The organism is Achromobacter sp. Root170 (genome assembly GCF_001428165.1).
GTDB classification, from domain to species: domain Bacteria; phylum Pseudomonadota; class Gammaproteobacteria; order Burkholderiales; family Burkholderiaceae_B; genus Achromobacter; species Achromobacter mucicolens.
The window spans coordinates 442,328-456,655 of sequence record NZ_LMHN01000001.1; the positions used below are offsets into that span (position 1 = coordinate 442,328).

13 protein-coding genes are annotated in these 14,328 nt (G+C 67.3%); 12 read left to right on the forward strand and 1 reads right to left on the reverse strand.

Annotated features, from left to right (window positions below):
* The first annotated feature begins 13 nt into the window (after window positions 1-13).
* A complete protein-coding gene (locus ASD87_RS01985; RefSeq protein WP_152385475.1) occupies window positions 14-1,882 on the forward strand; it encodes a dipeptide ABC transporter ATP-binding protein in 1,869 nt (622 codons plus the stop codon).
* Window positions 1,883-2,469: 587 nt separating this feature from the next.
* Here the strand turns inward: ASD87_RS01985 and ASD87_RS01990 are convergent.
* The gene (locus ASD87_RS01990) at window positions 2,470-3,258 is read right to left on the reverse strand and encodes a LysE family translocator (RefSeq protein WP_056318655.1); all 789 of its coding nucleotides are present in this window, start codon (window positions 3,256-3,258) and stop codon (window positions 2,470-2,472) included.
* Window positions 3,259-3,531: 273 nt separating this feature from the next.
* Between ASD87_RS01990 and ASD87_RS01995 the strand changes: the two genes are divergently transcribed.
* The 11 genes from ASD87_RS01995 (at window position 3,532) to ASD87_RS02045 (ending at window position 14,326) form a co-directional block, all read left to right on the forward strand.
* A complete protein-coding gene (locus tag ASD87_RS01995; RefSeq protein WP_056318656.1) occupies window positions 3,532-4,068 on the forward strand; it encodes a YaeQ family protein in 537 nt (178 codons plus the stop codon).
* 75 nt (window positions 4,069-4,143) lie between these two features.
* On the forward strand, window positions 4,144-4,737 hold the full coding sequence (locus tag ASD87_RS02000) for a TetR/AcrR family transcriptional regulator (protein ID WP_056316442.1): 594 nt from the start codon (window positions 4,144-4,146) through the stop codon (window positions 4,735-4,737).
* 119 nt (window positions 4,738-4,856) lie between these two features.
* Window positions 4,857-5,549 carry an SDR family oxidoreductase gene (locus ASD87_RS02005; RefSeq protein WP_056318659.1) on the forward strand — a complete coding sequence of 231 codons (693 nt, stop codon included), beginning with the start codon at window positions 4,857-4,859 and terminating at the stop codon, window positions 5,547-5,549.
* A gap of 17 nt (window positions 5,550-5,566) precedes the next feature.
* Complete coding sequence (locus ASD87_RS02010; RefSeq protein WP_235512588.1) at window positions 5,567-7,072, forward strand: MFS transporter; 1,506 nt, start codon at window positions 5,567-5,569, stop codon at window positions 7,070-7,072.
* Between the two features lie 170 nt (window positions 7,073-7,242).
* Entirely contained in the window at window positions 7,243-8,931 is a 1,689-nt protein-coding gene (locus ASD87_RS02015; protein ID WP_056316449.1) for a sensor domain-containing diguanylate cyclase, read from the forward strand.
* Window positions 8,932-8,993: 62 nt separating this feature from the next.
* Window positions 8,994-9,791, forward strand: a complete 798-nt coding sequence (locus ASD87_RS02020) for a GntR family transcriptional regulator (RefSeq protein ID WP_056316452.1) — start codon at window positions 8,994-8,996, stop codon at window positions 9,789-9,791.
* A 19-nt stretch (window positions 9,792-9,810) separates the two neighbouring features.
* Complete coding sequence (locus tag ASD87_RS02025; RefSeq protein WP_056316455.1) at window positions 9,811-11,016, forward strand: ABC transporter substrate-binding protein; 1,206 nt, start codon at window positions 9,811-9,813, stop codon at window positions 11,014-11,016.
* Window positions 11,017-11,024: 8 nt separating this feature from the next.
* Complete coding sequence (locus ASD87_RS02030; RefSeq protein ID WP_056316458.1) at window positions 11,025-11,897, forward strand: branched-chain amino acid ABC transporter permease; 873 nt, start codon at window positions 11,025-11,027, stop codon at window positions 11,895-11,897.
* Window positions 11,898-11,899: 2 nt separating this feature from the next.
* Window positions 11,900-12,871, forward strand: coding sequence for a branched-chain amino acid ABC transporter permease (locus tag ASD87_RS02035; protein ID WP_056316460.1), 972 nt, complete (start codon window positions 11,900-11,902; stop codon window positions 12,869-12,871).
* Window positions 12,864-13,619, forward strand: a complete 756-nt coding sequence (locus ASD87_RS02040; protein ID WP_056316463.1) for an ABC transporter ATP-binding protein — start codon at window positions 12,864-12,866, stop codon at window positions 13,617-13,619. The genes ASD87_RS02035 and ASD87_RS02040 overlap by 8 nt, the downstream gene beginning before the upstream one ends.
* A complete protein-coding gene (locus ASD87_RS02045; RefSeq protein WP_056316466.1) occupies window positions 13,616-14,326 on the forward strand; it encodes an ABC transporter ATP-binding protein in 711 nt (236 codons plus the stop codon). Before ASD87_RS02040 ends, ASD87_RS02045 begins: the two co-directional genes overlap by 4 nt.
* The last annotated feature ends 2 nt before the right edge of the window (window positions 14,327-14,328 follow it).

Here is a 14,328-nt window from a genome sequence, read left to right on the forward strand (position 1 = left end):
CGATATGGCAACCATGGATTCCAACCGCGTCGTGCAGGTCAATGACCTGACGGTGCGGTTCAAAACGCCCGAACGCACCGTGGAAGCGGTGCGCAATGTTTCCTTTCACGTGAACCGCGGCGAGACGCTGGCCATCGTGGGCGAGTCGGGGTCCGGCAAGTCCGTGACCTCGCTGGCGCTGATGCGGCTGGTCGAGTACGGCGGCGGACATATCGCCAACGGCGGGATGCTGCTGCGCCGGCGCAGCGGCGACGTGCTGGATCTGGTCAATGCGCCCGATTCCACGCTGCAACGCGTGCGCGGCGCGGATGTCGCCATGATCTTCCAGGAGCCGATGACTTCGCTGAACCCCAGCTTCACGGCCGGCAACCAGATCGCCGAGGCCCTGCAGCTGCATCAGGGGCTTGACGCCGCGGCCGCCCGCGCCGAGACGCTGCGCATGCTGGAGCGCGTGCGCATTCCCGAGGCGCGCGCCATTCTGGACCGCTATCCGCACCAGCTGTCGGGCGGCATGCGCCAGCGCGTGATGATCGCAATGGCGCTGTCGTGCAAGCCGCAACTCTTGATCGCCGACGAGCCGACGACGGCGCTGGATGTCACGATCCAGGCGCAGATCCTGCAACTGATCCGCCAGCTCCAGGAAGAGATGGACATGGGCGTGATCTTCATCACGCACGACATGGGGGTGGTGGCGGAAGTGGCCGACCGCGTGCTGGTGATGTACCGGGGCGACAAGGTCGAAGAGGGCGGTTCGGACGAGATCTTTGCGCGTCCGCAGCATGCCTACACGCGGGCGTTGCTGTCGGCGGTACCGCGCCTGGGCGCGATGCAGGGCACGGACGAGCCGGCGCCGTTTCCGCTGTTAAAGGTGGACGAGGCCGCGCGCGTGCCGGATCCGGCCAAGCTGGTGGATACGCCGGTGGCCGCGCCATCGACGGTGCGGCGCGAGAACGGGCCGGTGCTGAAGGTGCGGGATCTGACGACCAGCTTTGACATTACCGGTGGCATTCTGGGCCGGGTGCAAAAGCGCGTGCATGCGGTCGAGAAGGTCAGCTTTGACCTGTATCCGGGCGAGACGCTGTCGCTGGTGGGCGAGTCGGGGTGCGGAAAGACGACAACTGGCCGTTCATTGCTGCAACTGGTCAAGAGCAAGAGCGGGTCGATCGAATTCGACGGCAAGAATATCGGTGCACTGCGCGGCAGCGCCATGCAGACGCTGCGCCAGCATATCCAGTTCATTTTCCAGGACCCGTTCGCATCGCTGGATCCGCGCATGACGGTGGGCTATTCGATCATGGAGCCGCTCTTGATCCACAAGGTGGCGCGCGGCAAAGCGGCACAGGATCGGGTGCGGTGGCTGATGGACAAGTGCGGGTTGCTGCCGGAAATGATCGACCGCTATCCGCATGAGTTCTCGGGCGGGCAGCGTCAGCGGATTTGCATCGCGCGGGCGCTGGCGCTCAATCCCAAGGTGGTGATCGCGGACGAATCTGTGTCGGCGCTGGACGTGTCGATTCAGGCGCAGATCGTGAATCTGCTGCTGGATCTGCAGCGTGAGCTGGGTGTGTCGTTCCTGTTCATTTCGCACGATATGGCGGTGGTGGAGCGGGTGAGCCACCGGGTGGCCGTGATGTATCTGGGGCAGATCGTGGAGATCGGGCCTCGGCGGGCGATCTTTGAAAATCCGCAGCATCCTTATACGAAGAAGCTGATGGCGGCGGTGCCGATCGCGGATCCGCAGCGGCGGCATCGCGAGCGGTCGCTGCTGGTGGATGAGATTCCCAGCCCGATGCGTCGGGTGGGGGATGAGCCGCTGGTGGAGCCGTTGGTTGCCGTGGGTGAGGGGCATTTTGTGGCGCGGCATGCTATTGGGGTTTATTGAGGCGGTGTGGGCTGGTTTGCTTGGTTGACTGGCTTTGATGTTGTTTGCTGTGTTTGCTGTATTTGCTGTATTTGCTGGTGGTGCTGGTGTCGGGCGGGGTTCTTTAGCCGCGGCCGGCGCCGGGCCGGGTGCAAGCGCGGGGCCACGATTGCGGTCCGGAGCCTTCGCTCCGGACTTGCCTAGGCGGCCCCCCCCTGCGTCATCCTCGTTGGCGACCTTCGGCGCCTGCCTTCGGATTCCCTTGGGCGCATCGACGCCCCGCGCTCGCACCCGGCCCGTCACCAGCCGCTCTGTCAGTTGCTGGCGCGGGGTGGCGGGGCGAGTTGGGTTCTTGCGTTTTTGCCGCGGGTGGGGTGGGGCGGAAGATCTTGCGGGGCCGCCAAAATCGGCCGCGCGGGCGGCCTTCTTTGGCGTTTGGGTGTCTTGCGTCGTGGTGATGACGCTGCGCGCTGGTGACGCGGTATTTGATCGCCGTCGGGTGTCTGACGACCGCCGTCGGGTGTTTGACAACCTTACGAGATGCGCATGATCGCCGCCAGGTGTCTGACACCCATCCAAGCGCGGGTGTTCAAACAACCCGCCATTCATCAGCGCTTTTCCAGCGCCAACCTCAACCCAAACGCGATAAACACCGCGCCGGTCACACGGTCCAGGCCGCGGGTGACTGCGGGTCGGGAAAGCCAGCGGGCCAGGGGGCGGGTGGCGGCGACCAGCAGGACGAACCAGAGCATGCCGACGATCGCGTGGACCGTGGCTAGCAACAGGCTGAAGCGCAGGACGTCGGCGCCGGCGGGGATGAACTGGGGCAGGAAGGTGATGTAGAAGACGCCGACCTTGGGGTTCAGGGCGTTGGTGAGGCAGCCGCGGACGAACCAGGCGGTGGCGGTGCTGCCGGGGCGCGTGGCGGTGGTGATTCTGGAGGCGGAGGGCGCGGTACAGTTGCCGGTGCCAGCGCCAGCGCCAGCGCCAGTGCTAGTGCTAGTGCTAATGCCAGTGCCAGTGCCAGTGCCAGTGCCAGTGCCAGTGCCAGCCACCGTGCCCGTACCACCGATCTCCATAGCGGCCTGGCCCGAGTTCTTGCGCACGGCGCGGGTGCTCCACAGCAGCTTGATGCCCAGATAGAACAGGTAGATGGCGGCGCAGATGCGCAGGGTGTCGTAGGCGAGCGTGGACACGGCCAGCAGCGAGCCGAGTCCGAAGGCCGCTATCGCGCCCCATAGCAGGCAGCCTGCGCTGATGCCCAGGCCGGCCATGAGGGCGCGGCGGCTGCCTTCGACGGCGGCGGTGCGCAGCACCAGGGCGTTGTCCAGGCCGGGGGTGATGGTCAGGATGGCGGCGGCCAGGGTGAAGGCGAGGAGGGCGGCTGTGGCTGTCATGGCGCGGGAATGTTGAGTGGCGCTGCCGGCAGGGTTGGCGCGGTGCAGGCCCGGCAAGTGTAACGCCGGGTCTAGCCGTTGGGCTTGATCCTTGAGTCTTGACCCCTGAGCCTTGACCCCTGAGCCGTGGCCTGTGGCGCGTGGCCTGCGGCTTCCGGCGGCTGCAATGCCTGCCGGCATGGGCGATTGACGATTGCCGAGGCGCGTGGCGCCCCGCAGCGGGCGGTTATCATGGCGGCCTTCCCGCAATTCGCTTTTGAACGGACCTACGCCATGGCCCTGCGCGCCACCATCTACAAGGCCGACCTGAACGTCGCCGATACCGATCGCCACTATTACGGCAGTCACGGGCTTACCGTGGCGCGTCATCCCTCGGAAACGGACGAGCGGATGATGGTGCGGCTGGCGGCGTTTGCGTTGCATGCGCAGGAGGAGCTGTCGTTCACGAAGGGGCTGAGCGATACCGATGAGCCGGACCTGTGGGTGAAGGACCTGACGGGCGAGGTCAAGCTGTGGATCGAAGTGGGCCAGCCTGAAGAGCGCCGCATCCTGCGCGCCTGTGGCCGGGCCGACGAGGTGATCGTGTACTGCTATGGCGGTTCGGCCAGCAAGATCTGGTGGGACGGCGTGCGCAACAAGCTGGAACGCACGCGCAACCTGAAGGTGATCAACCTGCCGGCCGAGCAGAGCCGGGCGCTGGGCCAATTGGCCGAACGCACGATGCAGCTGAACGCCAATATCTCGGACGGCGTGGTGTATTTTTCGGCGGCCAAGGGCGAAGTCACCCTCGAACCCGAGGTGTGGCGCTGAAATAGGGGTCGGGGCTTGCGCTTTGGAACGGGGCGGGATTAATATGACGATCATCATATTTCGGACGTCCCGGTCATGTCTGCCTCCCGCAAGGAACAATCCCACGAACGCATTGTCGATGCGGCGGCGCGCGCGATCCGCCGCGCCGGGTATTCCGGGGTAGGCGTCGCGGACGTCATGAAGGAAGCCGGTCTGACGCACGGCGGCTTCTACGCGCATTTCCCTTCGCGCGACGCGCTGCTGGCGGCGGCGATGGAGCGTGCCGGCCAGGACGGCGCGGCGCGACTGTCCCAGAACATGGCGCGCCGCCGCGCCGAAGGCGCCAGCCCGTTGCGCGCCTGGGTCGAAGCCTATCTCAGCGACGCGCACCTGGCCGGTTGCGAGCGGGGGTGCCCCGTGGCGGCGCTGGCCTCGGAGATTCCCCGCCAGTCGGACGACGTGCGCGAGGTCGCGGCCAGCCGGGTGCAGCGGCTGATGGAAGCCGTTCAGCAGGTGCTGCCCGCCCAGGCGGGCGAACACGCGGCCGCGGCCGTGCTCAGCACCCTGGTCGGCGCGTTGCAATTGGCGCGGGCGTTGGGCGACAACCCGCGCGGACGCGCGGTGCTGGCCTCCGCCCGCCAAGCGGTGCTGGACCAGTACGACCACGAGGCTGCCGCAACGTCTCACTGATTCGATTTTCTCCGGCCGCACTGCGCGGCCGTTTTGCTGCCCTTAAATATGATGTTCATCATATTTTGATTTGCCGAAGTCCCTACATCCACATCAATTCATCCTCAGGAATGCGCATCATGGAACTGAAAAACGCCGTTGTTTTCATCACGGGCGCCAATCGCGGCCTCGGTCTGACTTTTGCCCGCGAGGCGCTGGCCCGGGGCGCCCGCAAGGTCTACGCTGCCGCGCGCGATCCGTCGGCCATCACGCTGGAGGGCGTCGTGCCCGTCAAGCTGGACGTGACGCGCGCCGAAGATGTGGCCGCCGCCGCCGAACTGGCGGGCGACGTGACGCTGGTCATCAACAATGCAGGCATTGCGGATTTCGGCGGTTTTCTCGCGCCGGGCAGCGTGGAGTCGGCGCGCCGCCATCTGGACGTCAATCTTTTTGGGCCGCTACTGGTGTCGCAGGCCTTCGCGCCGGTGCTGGCCGCCAACGGCGGCGGGGCGATCCTGAATGTCCTGTCGATCGCCAGCTGGCTCAACAGGCCGATGCTGGGCGTGTACGCGATGAGCAAATCCGCCGCGTGGGCGCTGACGAACGGGCTGCGCCAAGAGCTGCAGGCCCAGAACACGCAGGTGCTGGGCCTGCACATGGGCTTCGTGGACACCGATCTGACCAAAGACATCGATGCGCCCAAGTCGTCGCCGCAGGCCATCGTGGCCCAGGCGCTGGACGCGCTGGAGGCGGGCGAGCGCGAAGTGCTGGCCGACGAGCTGACGCGCCAGGTCAAGCAGGGCCTGACCGCCAGCCCGGCCGTCTATCTGTAAGCGGGGACCGGACTGCCATGCGTATCCCCACAACTTCCGCCGAGTCCGCGGCCGGCCTTGGCGCCAACGACCCGGCCTACGTCGCGGCGGATACCGCCGGCGACAAGGCTGCGGCGGTCAGCCTGACCGCAACCGGCGTCGCCCCGTCGCAGCCCGCCGCGCCACAAGCCTCGCCCTGGCCCGTCTTCTGGATCGCCAGCATCGCGGTCTTCCTGGTGTCGCTGGACAGCACGATGCTGTATGCCGCCTTCGGCGCGCTGCGCGAAGGATTCCCGACGGCCTCGGCCGCGGACATGTCCTGGGTCCTGAACGCCTATACGGTGGTCTTTGCCGCCATGCTGATCCCCTCGGGCGGACTGGCCGACACGCATGGCCGCAAGCGCATGTTCATGGGCGGGGTGCTGCTGTTTCTGGCGGCGTCGGCGGCCTGTGGGCTGGCCGCCACGGAACAGTGGCTCATCGTCGCGCGCGTGTTGCAGGCGGTCGGCGCGGCGCTTTTGACGCCCGCATCGCTGTCGATCGTGCTGGCGGCCTTTCCGGCGTCGCAGCGGTCCGTGGCGGTGAGCCTGTGGGGCGCGGTGGGCGGACTGGCGGCGGCCGTCGGGCCGAGCCTGGGCGCTTTTGTGGTGGATGTGGCCGGCTGGCCGTGGGCGTTTTACATCAACCTGCCATTGGGCGCGGTGTCGTTGTGGTTCGGCGCGGGCCTGCTCAAGGAATCGGTCAAGCCCGACGCGCGGCGGCGCGTGGATGGGGTAGGCATGGCGTTGCTGATGGTGGGCGTGGGCGCGGTGGCCCTGGCCATCGTGCAGTCGGAGTCGCCAACGTGGCAGCGCGGCGAACTGGCGGTTGCGGCCGCCGTGGGCGTGATGGCGCTGATCGCGTTCGTGGTCTGGGCGCGCGTGACGCCGCACCCGCTGGTCGATCTGGCGCTCTTCAAGCACCGGACGTATCGCTACGTGAATCTGGCGACGCTCAGCTTTGGCATTGCCTTTGCCATGATGTTCTTTGCGTTCTTCTTCTACATGACGGGCGTGTGGCACTACAGCCTGCCGCGCGCGGGGCTGGCGGTCACGCCCGGTCCGCTGCTGGTGATGCCGACGGCGATCATCACCGGCCGGCTGGCGGCGCGGATGGGGCACCGGCCCTTCCTCGTGGGCGGCGCGCTGGTGTATGCGGCCAGCGGGTTGTGGTTCCTGTTGGTGCCGGGCGCGGAACCGGCCTATGTGCGCGAATGGTTGCCCGGACTGCTGCTGAGCGGCATCGGGGTGGGCATGGTGCTGCCCTCGCTGTCCGGCGCGGCGGTGAACCGGCTGCCGGCGCAGCATTACGCGGTGGGCAGCGCGGTCAACCAGGCGACGCGCCAGATCGGCGGCGTGCTGGGCGTGGCGGTCACCGTGGTGCTGCTGGGGCATGGCGTCGCCAGCCATGCGGATTTCTCGCCCATCTACTTGGCGCATGTGGGTCTGGCCCTGCTGACCGCCTTGCTGTGCCTGCCGGTGGACACCCGGCCGAAAGCGGCCTGAGCGGGTGGGCGCAAGGGCGGGGGAACGACGACGCAGTAGGGAAAACGGGGACTCGATCTGCCTGATCAACCCGCCGAAATGATGCAATTTTGGTGCGGAACGTGACAGAATGTCAGCCACTACGCGCTGGCCGGCTGTACCGGTGAATTCCGTATTGATCAGGTTTCGAAATGCCCGCTTCCGGAGATGCGTCCCCCATCCCTCCGCCTGGCCCTGACGCGGCCGGGGCGCCACGCGACCCGGACGGTCCGCTGGACAGGTTGGCGCGGCTGGCCCGGCGCACCATAGGCGTGGACACGGCCATCATCGCGTGCACCGACGCCGATGGCGCGTGGCGGGCGGTGGCTGGCGCCGCGCCGGGGCCCGCGCCATGTCCCTGGTCCCTCGACCATCCGGTCCGCGCCGCCGATGGCCGCCTGCTCGGCACGCTGCGCCTGCTGCACAGCCAGACGCGCCGGCTATCCCCCGACGATCAGCAAACCTTGCAGGATCTGGCGGGCCTGGCGGCCACGGCCATCGAAAAGCGCCACGCGCTGGCCTGCGAGCGTGCCGACGAAGACACCTGGCGCGACGAAGCCCGCAAACTGTCGCTGGCCATTGCCGGCAGCGGCACCGGCGTGTGGGACCGCAACGTGGTGACCGGCGAGATCACCTATTCGCCGGGCTGGAAGGCCTTGCTCGGTTACAGCGAAGCCGAGCTGACGACGCGCATCGAAGACGCCTACACCCGCCTGCACCCGGACGACCTGGACTATGTCCGGGCCGCCATGCAGGCGCACTTCGATGGCAAGACCGACAGCTACGAAGTCGAGCACCGCATCCGCTGCAAAGACGGCAGCTACAAGTGGATCTGCAGCCGCGGCAAGGTGGTCAGCCGCGACGAAACGGGCCGCGCGCTGCGCATGATGGGCACGACCACGGACATCAGCACCCTGCGCGCCATGTCCGAAAGGCTCAAGCGCACCGCGGATCTGGTCGTGAACCTGACCGACGCCGTGCCCGGGCTGGTGTTCCAATGCCGGCCGGTGCCGGAGGGCGGATCGTGGTTCTCGTATGTCAGCGCGGGCATCTGGGACATGTTCGAACTGACCGCCGACGACGTGCGCGCGAGCACCACCGCGATCGAACAGCGCATCCATCCCGACGACCTGCCGGCCTACCGCGCGTCGCTGCAGGCAGCGGCCGCGGCGCAGATGCCTTGGCATCTGGAATTCCGCGTCTGCCTGCCGCTTCAGGGCGTGCGCTGGCGGCAGGGCGATGCCAGCCCGCGCCGCGACGCCGACAATGGCGTGGTCTGGCACGGCTTTGTCACCGACATCACCGACCGCAAGCGGGCGGAACTTGAATTGCGCGAACTGGCCGCGACCGACGCGCTGACCACCTTGCCCAACCGCCGCCACTTCATGTCGCGCATCGCCGCGGAGCTGACGCGGATAAAGGGGCAGGGCGGTCAGGGGGCGGCCGTGCTGATGTGCGACCTGGACCACTTCAAGCACATCAACGACACCTGGGGCCACGCCATCGGCGATGGTGTGTTGCAGCATTTCGCGAACATGCTGCGCGCCCAATTGCGAGAAATCGACCTGGTGGGCCGCATCGGCGGAGAGGAGTTTGCCGTCGTCCTTCCGGACACCGACTTCGAACGCGCGCACGTCTTTGCCCGCAACGTGCAGCGGCGGATCGCCGACACGCCGTATTCCACGGGCGGGTGCCCCATCCCGCTGACGGTCAGCATCGGGATTTCTGCGCTGCACAACAACGACGACGATGCGGGGCTGGCGCTCAGCCGCAGCGATCGCGCGCTGTATTACGCCAAGCAGCGGGGACGGAATCGGATCGAGTCGGTGTTTTCCCGATAGAACAACCGCCGGGACCCTTTGTTCCATTGACCGTACATTAGGACACCCCTAGAGTTCCCGTCATGGGAACCTCATTGCCACTTCCGAAATACCACCAGATCTATCTCGTCCTGCGCGAACAACTGCAGGAGGGGCGGTTCGACCAGGACGGCGTGCCCGGCGAACATGCGCTGGCGGACCAGTTCGACGTCGCGCGCATCACCATTCGCAAGGCGATGGAAATGCTGGTCGCCGACGGCCTGGTGTCGCGGCGCCCCGGCCTGGGCACGTGGCCCCTGCGCGGCGCGGCAGCCGCGCACAGTGCGCCGGCGCCCGATTCGCAGCAGAAGGCGCACCTGACCGGCCTGCTGGAAAACATCGTCAACATGGGCTTGCGCACGTCGGTGCAGGTGCTGGACAGCACGCTCGTCTATGCGCCGCCGTCCGTGGCCGACGCCTTGCATATCCCGCCCGGCACCCCCGTGCACAAAAGCCTGCGCGTGCGCAGCACCGATGCCGGGCCGCTCTCGCACATCACCACCTACGTGCCGCAGTCCGTGGCCGATTTCACGCGCGAAGACCTGGAACGCGAACCTCTCCTGATGCTGCTGGAAGCCGCGGGGGTGGAGTTCGGCGGTGCCACGCAGACGATTTCCGCGCGCCTGGCCGATGCGCAGGTCGCGCGGCTGCTGGACGTTGCGGTCGGTTCGGCGTTGCTGGCCGTCACGCGTCTGGTGCGCGACGTGGGCGACCGGCCGGTGCAATTGCTGCAGGGCCTGTACCGGCCCGACCGCTACCAATATCAGTTGCAGCTATCGCGCGTCGGCAGCATCGACGCCAAGGTCTGGGTCAGCGAAGAGCTGTCGGCCCAATTTCATTGAACCCCTCGGAGATCCGCCCATGAATTCGCGCCGCACTTTCCTCTATCAATCCGCCGCCGCAGCGGCCCTCGTGTCCGCCCCGTGGGTGGCCCGGTCGCAGGGCGCCGCGCCCATCAAGGTAGGCGTGCTGCACCCGGTGACGGGCGCGCTGGCGTATTCCGGCCAGCAATGCCGCCTGGGCGCGATGCTGGCCATCGAGGACATCAACAAGGCGGGCGGCATCAAGTCGCTGGGCGGCGCGCCGCTGCAGGCGGTGCTGGGCGATGCGCAATCGCGTCCCGAGGCGGGCTCGGCCGAAGTCGAGAAGATGAACGAGGCGGGGGTGTCGGCGATCGTGGGCGCGTATGCCTCGGCGATCTGCCTGGCCACGACGCAGACGGCCGCCAAGTACAACCTGCCGCACGTCGTGGACGTGGGCGTGGCCGATCAGATCGTCGAGCGTGGCCTGAAGAACACCTTCCGTTTCGGGCCGGGCTACCGTGCCTGTAGCGAACGCGCCATCCTGGACCTGGCCGCGCTGAACGACGCCGCCGGCAAGCCTGCCAAGACCGTGATGATCGTGCACGAGGACTCGCTGTTCGGCACGGGCACCGCCGCGCTCCTGTCCAAGTCGCTGCCGGAGCACGGCTTCGAGGTCAAGGAAGTCGTCAAGCACCCGAACCCGACGCGCGACTTCAACAACATCGTGCTGCGCATGCGGTCGGTGAATCCCGACATCGTGATCCCGGCCAACTACTACAACGAATACGCCTTGCTGCTGCGCGCCATGAAGCAGCAGAAGGTGCAGCCCAAGGCCATCTACTCGGTGCTGGGCGGCGCGGCCTCCAGCTACAAGTTCCTGAAGGAATTTCCGGACATCGCCAACGGCATCATCGACTGCAACCACTGGTTCAACCCGAAGGATGCGCGCGTCGCGCCGCTGAAGGCCCGGGTGGAAGAGAAGGGCGCGTACTTCAGCTACGAGGTCTTCATGACCTACACCGCGATGTTGCTGCTGGCCGATGCGCTGGAGCGCGCCAAGTCCGCCGACCGCGCCGCGATCATCGAGGCGCTGGCGTCCAGCACCTTCCAGGACAACCTGATGCCCTATGGCCCGACCAAGTTCGTCAATGGCCAGAACACCGGGGCGCAGCCGCTGCTTACGCAGGTGATCGGCGGCGACATCAAGGTGATCTTCCCGGCCGAATACCGCCAGGCCGATGCCGTGTTCCCGCTGAAGGCCTGACAAGACCCATGCTCGATCCCGCCATCCTCTTTTCCTCGGTGCTGAATGGCCTGACGACGGGCGCGGTGTACGCGCTCATCGCCCTGGGCCTGACCCTGATCTACGGGGTGCTGCACATCATCAACTTTGCCCACGGCGCGGCGCTCATGGTGGCGCTGTACGCCGTGTACCTGCTCAAGGACCGGCTGGGCATCGACCCCTATGCCGCCTTGCCGCTGGTCGTGCCCGGCATGTTCGTGCTCGGCTACGCCTTGCAGCGCGTCGTCATCAACCGCGCCAGCCACGGCAAGGACGAGAACATCCTGCTCGTGACGCTGGGCCTGGCGATCGTGCTGGAGAATCTGGCGCTGGTCTGGTTCAAGTCCGACACGCGCAGCATCGACACCGCGTACACGCTGTCCACGGTCGAAATCGGTCCGGCGATGATCGCGCTGCCCAAGGTCATCGCCTTCTGCGGCGCGCTGGCGGTGGCGGCGGTGCTGTTCTGGATCATCCGCAGCACCGACCTGGGCCGCGCCATCCGCGCCGTCGCCAGGGAAAAGCAGGGCGCCAAGCTGATGGGCATCGACGTGGAAAAGGTCTACGCGGTGTCGTTCGGCATCGGCATGGCCTGCCTGGGCGCGGCGGCGTGCTTTCTGCTGCCGGCCTACTACGTCAATCCGCAGGTGGGCAGCGGCTTCGTGCTGGTCGCCTTCACCATCGTGGTGCTGGGCGGCATGGGCAGTTTCGTGGGGGCGCTGGTGGGCGGGCTGCTCATTGGCGTGGTGGAGTCCATCGGCGGCCTGTTCCTGGGCGACTCGCTGGGACAGATGGGCATCTTCGCGATCTTCATCGCGGTGCTGCTGTTTCGCCCGCAGGGGCTGTTCGGGGCGAGGGGCTGAGCATGAAACGGGATCTTTTTGCTATCGCGCTATTCGGGGTGGTGCTAGTGGCCGTGGCCGCGCTGGCCCAGTCGGGCGTGCTGCTGACGTTCGTGATGATGTCGCTCTACGCGGCGCTGCTGTCGCAGGCCTGGAACATCCTGGGCGGGTACGGCGGCCAGCTGTCGTTCGGGCATGCGCTCTTTTTTGGCGTGGGCGCGTACGCGCAGGCGCTGGGCCAGTTGAACCTGGGCCTGAACCCGTGGCTGGTGCTGCCCATGGCGATTGCGCTGGGCGCGCTGGTCGGCGTGGCGGTGGGCGGGCTGACGTTCCGCTACGGGCTCAAAGGCTCGTACTTTGCGCTCGTGACGCTGGCATTTGCTGAAGTCTTTCGCATTCTTGCGCTGTCGGCCTCGTTTACCGGCGGCGGCGTCGGGCTGATGGTGCCGCTGCAGGAAGGCGTGGCCAACATGCAGTTTGGCTCGCGCCGCGGCTACATCTACCTGCTGCTTGCGTTCGTGCTGCTGGCCCTGCTGGTGACCGCGTGGCTGCGCCATTCCCGCTTCGGCGCCTACCTGCAGGCCGTGCGCGACAACGAGGACGCGGCGCGCGCCATCGGCGTGAATCCCCTGCGCGTCAAGCTGGGCGGCATTGCGCTGTCGGCCGCCTTCATGAGCGTGGCCGGCGCCTTTTACGTGCAGGTCTTCCAGTACATCGACCCGGGCATCGCCTTTGGCTCGGCCGTGTCGGTGGAGGCCCTGGTGGGCGCCATCGTGGGCGGCATGGGCACCCTGTGGGGGCCGCTGCTGGGCGCGGTAACGCTGCATGCGCTGGCCGACCTGACCCGCAACCTCTTCGGCGAGCTGCCGGGCATCAGCATGGTGATCTACGGCGTGGTGCTGATCCTGATCGTGATGTTCATGCCGCGCGGCATCACCGGCGGCGGGCAGTCGCTTGGCCGCCTGTTTGGAATGAAGGAGCGCGCCCGTGTCTGACATCCTGCTTCAAGCGCGCAATCTGTCCATCACGTTCGGCGGCCTGAAGGCCGTGCAGGACGTGAGCCTGGATGTGCGGGAAGGCTCGCTGACCGCGCTGGTCGGCCCCAACGGTGCGGGCAAGACGACGCTGTTCGGCCTGCTGTCGGGTTTTCTGAAGCCCGGGTCGGGTTCGGTGCACTTCGCCGGCCAGGACATCACCGGGCAGGCGCCGCACGAATCCGCGCGGCTCGGCCTGACCCGCACTTTCCAGATCGTGCAGCCATTCGGCGCGCAGACCGTGCGCCAGAACATCGCGGTGGGCGCGCATCTGCGCCTGGCGGATCGCGACGAGGCGCTTGCCGCGGCCGAGGCCGTGGCCGCGCGCGTCAACCTGCAGGCCTCGCTGGATAAGCCCGCCGCGGATCTGACGGTGGCCGGACGCAAGCGCCTGGAGCTGGCGCGCGCGCTGGCCACGCGGCCGCGCCTGCTGCTGCTGGACGAGGTGTTGGCGGGCCTGAATCCCAGTGAGATCGACGAGATGATTCCGGTGGTGAAAAAGCTGGTGGACGATGGCGTCACCGTGCTGATGATCGAACACGTGATGCGGGCGGTGATGAGCCTTGCCGAGCATGTGTGGGTGCTGGCGCAGGGACGCCTGATCGCTTCGGGCACGCCCGGCGAGGTCACGCGCGATCCGAAGGTCGTGGAGGCCTATCTGGGCTACGGCGCGGCCGCGCGGCTTGCCGCGCAGGGGGCGCCGGCATGAGCGCGCTGCTGGAGGTCAAAGGCTTGCGGGCGGGCTACGGGCGCATGGAAGTGCTGCGCGGCGTCGACCTGGACGTGGCGGCGGGCGAGATCGTGGTGCTGCTGGGCAGCAACGGCGCGGGCAAATCCACCCTGAACAACACGGTGTGCGGCCTGTGCCGGCCGTGGGGCGGCACGGTGCGCTTCGAAGGCCAGGACCTGACCGGCCGCCACTACCGTCAGGTGGTGCAGGCGGGCCTGATCCAGGTGCCCGAGGGCCGCCGCGTGTTCCCGAACCTGAGCGTGCGCGAAAACCTGGAACTGGGCTCGTTCACCCGGGCGCGCGAGCGCCGCGCGCAGAACCTGGACAAGGTGCTGGACATTTTTCCGCGGCTGCGCGAACGCCTGGATCAACTGGCGGGCACGATGTCGGGCGGGGAACAGCAGATGCTGGCCATCGGCCGCGGCCTCATGGCCGAGCCGCGCCTCTTGATCCTGGACGAACCCTCGCTTGGCCTGTCGCCGTTGATGGTCGAGGAACTGTTCGGCCTCATCAAGCGGTTGCATGGCGACGGACTGGCGATTTTGCTGGTCGAGCAGAACGTGGGCCAGTCTCTCGAAACCGGGCAGCGGGCCTATGTGCTGGAAAACGGCGCCGTGCGCTACAGCGGCAGCTGTCCCGACCTTTTGGCCAGCGACGACGTGCGCCGCGCCTATCTGGGGATGTAATC

What these genes read in the sequence shown, in the direction of transcription:
- ASD87_RS01985 (WP_152385475.1), top strand. Translation starts at nt 14, where the DNA reads ATGGATTCCAACCGCGTCGTGCAGGTCAATGACCTGACGGTGCGGTTC.
- ASD87_RS01990 (WP_056318655.1), bottom strand. Translation starts at nt 3,258, where the DNA reads ATGACAGCCACAGCCGCCCTCCTCGCCTTCACCCTGGCCGCCGCCATC.
- ASD87_RS01995 (WP_056318656.1), top strand. Translation starts at nt 3,532, where the DNA reads ATGGCCCTGCGCGCCACCATCTACAAGGCCGACCTGAACGTCGCCGAT.
- ASD87_RS02000 (WP_056316442.1), top strand. Translation starts at nt 4,144, where the DNA reads ATGTCTGCCTCCCGCAAGGAACAATCCCACGAACGCATTGTCGATGCG.
- ASD87_RS02005 (WP_056318659.1), top strand. Translation starts at nt 4,857, where the DNA reads ATGGAACTGAAAAACGCCGTTGTTTTCATCACGGGCGCCAATCGCGGC.
- ASD87_RS02010 (WP_235512588.1), top strand. Translation starts at nt 5,567, where the DNA reads ATGCGTATCCCCACAACTTCCGCCGAGTCCGCGGCCGGCCTTGGCGCC.
- ASD87_RS02015 (WP_056316449.1), top strand. Translation starts at nt 7,243, where the DNA reads ATGCCCGCTTCCGGAGATGCGTCCCCCATCCCTCCGCCTGGCCCTGAC.
- ASD87_RS02020 (WP_056316452.1), top strand. Translation starts at nt 8,994, where the DNA reads ATGGGAACCTCATTGCCACTTCCGAAATACCACCAGATCTATCTCGTC.
- ASD87_RS02025 (WP_056316455.1), top strand. Translation starts at nt 9,811, where the DNA reads ATGAATTCGCGCCGCACTTTCCTCTATCAATCCGCCGCCGCAGCGGCC.
- ASD87_RS02030 (WP_056316458.1), top strand. Translation starts at nt 11,025, where the DNA reads ATGCTCGATCCCGCCATCCTCTTTTCCTCGGTGCTGAATGGCCTGACG.
- ASD87_RS02035 (WP_056316460.1), top strand. Translation starts at nt 11,900, where the DNA reads ATGAAACGGGATCTTTTTGCTATCGCGCTATTCGGGGTGGTGCTAGTG.
- ASD87_RS02045 (WP_056316466.1), top strand. Translation starts at nt 13,616, where the DNA reads ATGAGCGCGCTGCTGGAGGTCAAAGGCTTGCGGGCGGGCTACGGGCGC.